Raw genomic sequence first — 4,938 nt, 5'->3', positions numbered from 1 at the left:
CTCCTTGCCGAAAATACCTGCCGGAATTATGATCCTTGGCCCCGTCCCCGCGCTTGTCTATAAAGTGAGAAACAGATATAGATGGAAAGTCCTGTTAAAAGGGAGAAGCGTAAAGGAGCTTCATAACCTGGCAATAGAGCTGTCGAATTTCGTAGATCCGCGTATATCGGTTTCTATTGATGTCGATCCTGTAGGTTTCTTCTAAAAAAATGCCGACCGGTTATTAAAACCGGCCGGCATATAAATAATTAGACGCGTTACCAGCCTGCGCTTAAATGAATCGTGTGTCTTGAATCTTTGGCCTGTCCAGCGTAGGCTCCCATTTCCTCTGCGGAATATGCATACCCCACTTTGAAAATCCAGAGATCAAGCGCAAATCCTGCCGTTGGGAAACCTTGCGAGAGACCGGCCCTGAAAAGGAGATGCCTTCCAAGAACGCCGAACTCCATCCCCATATGTACCCTCTTCCATAGACTGCTATCCTGAGGATAGGCAAAAAAGAGATCGTGGATATCTACGGCAAAAATTGTTTCGCCTAGAAATGTTTCAGGCCTCATCGATAATCCGAGATTCACGGTCATAGGAATGGTGTCTTCCTCCGTATATTGAATCCCGCCTATATTCATGAAAGACAACCCGGCCTGTGAATTCCATCCGCCAAGTTTGCCTTGGGTGATATTGTAAAGGCCGCCAATATCAAATACCAGCGTCTGCCCCTGATACATCAGGTCATCAGGATTCGGCTGATCCATAACATCGGCAAGTTTAAAACTGTGTTGTAATGTAAATGTTGCTATTTGTTTTACACTCATTCCGAGCCTCAAACCTTCGACAGCTTCAATAGCCCTGGAGCCGCCTACAACTCCTCCCGCCATTGTTATGGCTCTTGCCTCCATAATACCGCTACTTGAAAGCGGATAATGTAGACGGGTATCAACATTTACTCCACCAAATGCACCTATCACAAAGCTCTTCCAGGCAAGCCTTGAATAGTCGGTCACCCTGGCATGAATCAGTTTGCCCATATTTGTTTCAACGAGGTTCATGGCAGCATCGGTAGAATCCTGCCCAGTGCTGTTTTGAGTAAGATCCATCACATCCTGTATAAGGTCTATTGAATTCTGGTTAACCTCAACCTGAGCTTCGATGAGTCCAATATTGAAATCCATTTCGTAGAGCGTCGCAGGATTGTAAAAAGCTCCATCAGGATCCCTGCCAACCGCAGCAAATGCGTTCCCCATCCCCAGCGCCCTTGTGCCGGAATAGGGGGTTGGATAGTTAAGAATTGTCTTCGTTTTGGCGGCAAATGCCTCGCCACTCACCCATAAAATGGCTATCGTGAAAATCAGCAGCTTTCTCATTACCTCTCCCCTGGCTACCATATTAATCATTCTCATCACATCACCGGTTTCGCTGGAGTTGTGCCAAATGTTGCTAGATAATTTGATATCTCGTCATCCGAGAAGGTACCGTCATTGTTTGCATCGAATGTTGATCCAACAGTTGAAAGAGCTGTATCTACCGCGGAACCATCCGTACTACCGCCACTGACGGCTACAAGGTCGGTGAGGTTGTTCGCAACAGTCGTGAGAAGCTTGTCATCAAGGGGAGAACATGCAGCGCCATTTTTGTCCACAAGATTATCATTCGCGTCTCCGCATATTACTCCGTCGCCATTTGAATCAATTCTTTGATAGGGATCGTTTACAAGGCTTGTTCCAAGCGCCTGGAGTTCTGCGTCATCCAGTCCATCCGTGATATCTATCGGTGTGCCCCCTCCTGCCGCACTGACAGCATCCGCCAAAGCAGTTATCGCGTTGGTTATTGTCGGTATCGATATAATTCGGCTCATAAGCCGGTATTCAACGTTGTTGGGATCAGCCGCTAAAGCGTCATTCAGAAAGTTTGTTTTGCAAGCTTTAAGATATTTAATCGATTTTGGGTCGGAAGTAATGGCAAAAATAGCGCTCATGTCACCGCCTGTATCGTTCATCGCTGTGATCATTTTGACTAATCCAGCCGCGCTGTAACCAGCCTTTCCCATCGCTGCGGCACAGTAGTCGATTGGATTTGGATTGCTTTGGGATAAGACGGACATGTAGTCCCCTTCATCAAGCTTGATTACTCCGTCGAACTCTTCAGCTGCTGGTGATCCCTCCCCGTTTCCCGGAACTCCTGTAAAAAGTGAGTCGCCGCACCCATAAATAGAAACGGCAGAAAGCATCAGCGCCAGGCCGAATATCCTAAACAAGGTGTTCTTCATTGAACCGCCCTCCTGTTAATTACAATAGACATTTAATCCTCCAATAATTCTGAAAATAATATCAGTCCCACGTCTCTATAATTATATTTCACTTTCGCACAAAAAGCTAAGCCAACATCCAGAGTTGTTTTCATGCCTTAACCACAAGTTTTACAAATATTTGCCGCCCTTTCAAAAGTGGAAGAATTTAGCCAAAGGTGGGCAATAATGCTCAAGGCATACCCTAGAGCAATTACCGGCATCCATTTCAGGTGACCGAAAAATGTATACTTCCCTTTTGCGGCACCCATTAATGCCACTCCGGCCGCGCTTCCAATTGAGAGAAGGCTCCCACCTACTCCAGCTGTCAAGGTAACCAGAAGCCATTGCCCCAACACCATGTCAGGATTCATTGTCAGCACGGCGAACATTACAGGAATATTATCTACGATTGCGGAAAGTATCCCGACCATAACGTTTGCGAATGTGGGCCCCATCTGTACATACATGGTTTCCGAGACCATAGAAAGATATCCGATGAATCCAAGACCTCCTACACAGAGTATTACCCCGTAAAAGAAGAGCAACGTGTCCCACTCAGCCTTTGCCACCTTGTTGAAAACATCGAATGGCGTTATGCTCTCCCCCGCCTCTCTCTTTGCCAAAACCTCTTCCGGTCGTAGTCTCTTCCTTTGTCCGGTCACTTCATCCTGCGGGCCATGTGTGATCTTCAGATAATATGCAAAGAATTTCAGGTAGCCGAGTCCGGTCATCATCCCCATCATCGGAGGGAGATGGAAAAACTGATGGAAAGAAACGGCTGTGATAATTGTGAGTATGAAAAGAAAAATTATCCTCTTCGCCCCACGCCTCATTTCTATCGTCTCGCCGGTGGGTTCCGGATGTTCATCCGGTATCGCAAAGTGCATTATTCCGGCTGGAACAACAAAATTGATCACGGAAGGTATGAAGAGGTAGAAAAATGTGGTGAAATCGACTATCCCCTTCTGCCAGACCATCAGGGTGGTAATGTCTCCAAACGGGCTGAAAGCCCCTCCGGCATTCGCGGCGACAACGATGTTTATGCAGGCAAGACCCACGAATTTCGCGTTGTTTACCCCAACCGCCATCACAACAGCGCACATCAGCAGAGCGGTGGTGAGGTTGTCTGCGACTGGGGAAATGAAAAATGCCAGTATACCTGTTATCCAGAAAAGCTGTCTGTATCCAAAACCTCTTGCCACCAGCCAGACCCTCAAAGTGGCAAATACGAGCCTCTCCTGCATGGTATTGATGTAAGTCATGGCTACTAGAAGGAAGAGAAACAGCTCGGCGTATTCAAGTATATTGTGGCGAACCGCCTCCTCCGCCTGATGGGTAAATCCATGATTCGAATAAACAACCGCTATCATCGCCCAGATAATCCCGGCAACAAGAACAACAGGCTTGCTCTTCCTCAAGTGAGTGAATTCCTCCGCCATCACAAATAGATACGCGATTATGAATATGGTCAGAGAGGTGTATCCAACCCAGTGGGAGGTCAGGTCGATATGTTCGCCAGAGCCACCCGAAGCGAATACAACAAATGGAAATGCAAAAATGGCAGACAGAAATGCCAGTGAAACAACGGTTGATTTTTTCCCCATATTGACCGGGTCCTTTCTCTTAAACTGCTTTTGTAAGATGTATTACGATTCTGGAAATATTACACGGGATATAAAATATCACTATACGTTCAATTTTTCCAGTTATTCAGTCATAGCATTTCCAATCTGTATGAATCAACTATTGCCATAAATAAATCCAGAATTGATCCAATACCATCCATAAATAATGCTGGCCTGGATATAATATAACTTTACACTTTTCCCATCATTTGAAAATCCCCATCTGACCTACCTCCTCGATTACGCAGAGATACGCTCACCACTACCCTGAAAGCCTAACAGGAAGCGTCCAGATTTTAAACGTGAAAGAGGAAAAATCTATCACAATCGAATATTTTTCCCTCTATTTTTGGTGCTTAAAGGACTCTAATCCATTAAAATATATGGTGCCCGGAGACGGAATTGAACCGCCGACACGAGGATTTTCAGTCCTTTACAAGCACTCTATCTTGTTGTTTTTATTACGCCTTTTTTACACCGTGTAACAATCGTGTAACAGAGCTAGACCTATAACCGTATTGCTATTTCAGATTCAGAGAAAAAAATAAAATATCTGTACTGATATTTTATCTAGATTTTCAAATCCCATCTACTCCACATTTGGCTATTTTACATATTTTTACTTATCTTTAATACAATGTGTGCAGATGTGCCCAAGAGCTGGATCAGCTATATTTTTCCCCTCAAGTAAATCATCGAAGTAAATCTTATTATCCTATCTCTATCTAAGCTTAACGTCTTTATTCTATATTTTTTCCATTTAGCAAATAACGCAAATAGTTTGTTTGTAAAAACCAAACACACAAAGCAAATAAACCATATTCTCAATTGCTAAAACATATGGTAGTACATTCTATAGGATTTTCTGTTGGTTCTTTTTACCTATTCAGATCTTTTGGAAGGATTGAAATCCTTGCATCTAGCAAATATTCACAATTACGATCTTTAAATATATATTTGGACGCTCCTGTTTCAAGATTGACGCATAAAGTTTGATGATCTTGATCGAAGTCTGTTTTGATATAATAT

The 4,938-nt window shown here is 44.2% G+C and carries 4 protein-coding genes; 1 reads left to right on the top strand and 3 read right to left on the bottom strand.

Translation table 11 applies throughout. The features are described 5' to 3' along the window. On the top strand, positions 1-205 hold a 205-nt coding region (locus OEY64_13020), incomplete at its 5' end, for a hypothetical protein (GenBank protein MDH5543865.1). A 52-nt stretch (positions 206-257) separates the two neighbouring features. On the opposite strand, the gene OEY64_13015 is transcribed toward OEY64_13020, so the two are convergent. From OEY64_13015 to nhaD, 3 genes are all read right to left on the bottom strand, one after another. Continuing rightward, entirely contained in the window at positions 258-1,361 is a 1,104-nt protein-coding gene (locus OEY64_13015; protein MDH5543864.1) for a hypothetical protein, read from the bottom strand. A 35-nt stretch (positions 1,362-1,396) separates the two neighbouring features. Beyond that, positions 1,397-2,263: a hypothetical protein gene (locus OEY64_13010; GenBank protein MDH5543863.1), complete on the bottom strand. Its 867-nt coding sequence runs from the start codon at positions 2,261-2,263 to the stop codon at positions 1,397-1,399. 137 nt (positions 2,264-2,400) lie between these two features. After that, a complete protein-coding gene (gene nhaD, locus OEY64_13005) occupies positions 2,401-3,888 on the bottom strand; it encodes a sodium:proton antiporter NhaD (GenBank protein MDH5543862.1) in 1,488 nt (495 codons plus the stop codon). Positions 3,889-4,938 lie beyond the last annotated feature (1,050 nt).

It is taken from the genome of Nitrospinota bacterium, assembly GCA_029881495.1.
Taxonomy (GTDB): Bacteria; Nitrospinota_A; UBA7883; order JACRGQ01; family JACRGQ01; genus JAOUMJ01.
Note: the sequence above shows the minus strand (reverse complement) of the source record. Positions and strands in the feature narration are given on the sequence as shown.

Coding starts and splice junctions, on each gene's coding strand:
- OEY64_13015 (MDH5543864.1), bottom strand. CDS start 1,361: ATGAGAAAGCTGCTGATTTTCACGATAGCCATTTTATGGGTGAGTGGC.
- OEY64_13010 (MDH5543863.1), bottom strand. CDS start 2,263: ATGAAGAACACCTTGTTTAGGATATTCGGCCTGGCGCTGATGCTTTCT.
- nhaD (MDH5543862.1), bottom strand. CDS start 3,888: ATGGGGAAAAAATCAACCGTTGTTTCACTGGCATTTCTGTCTGCCATT.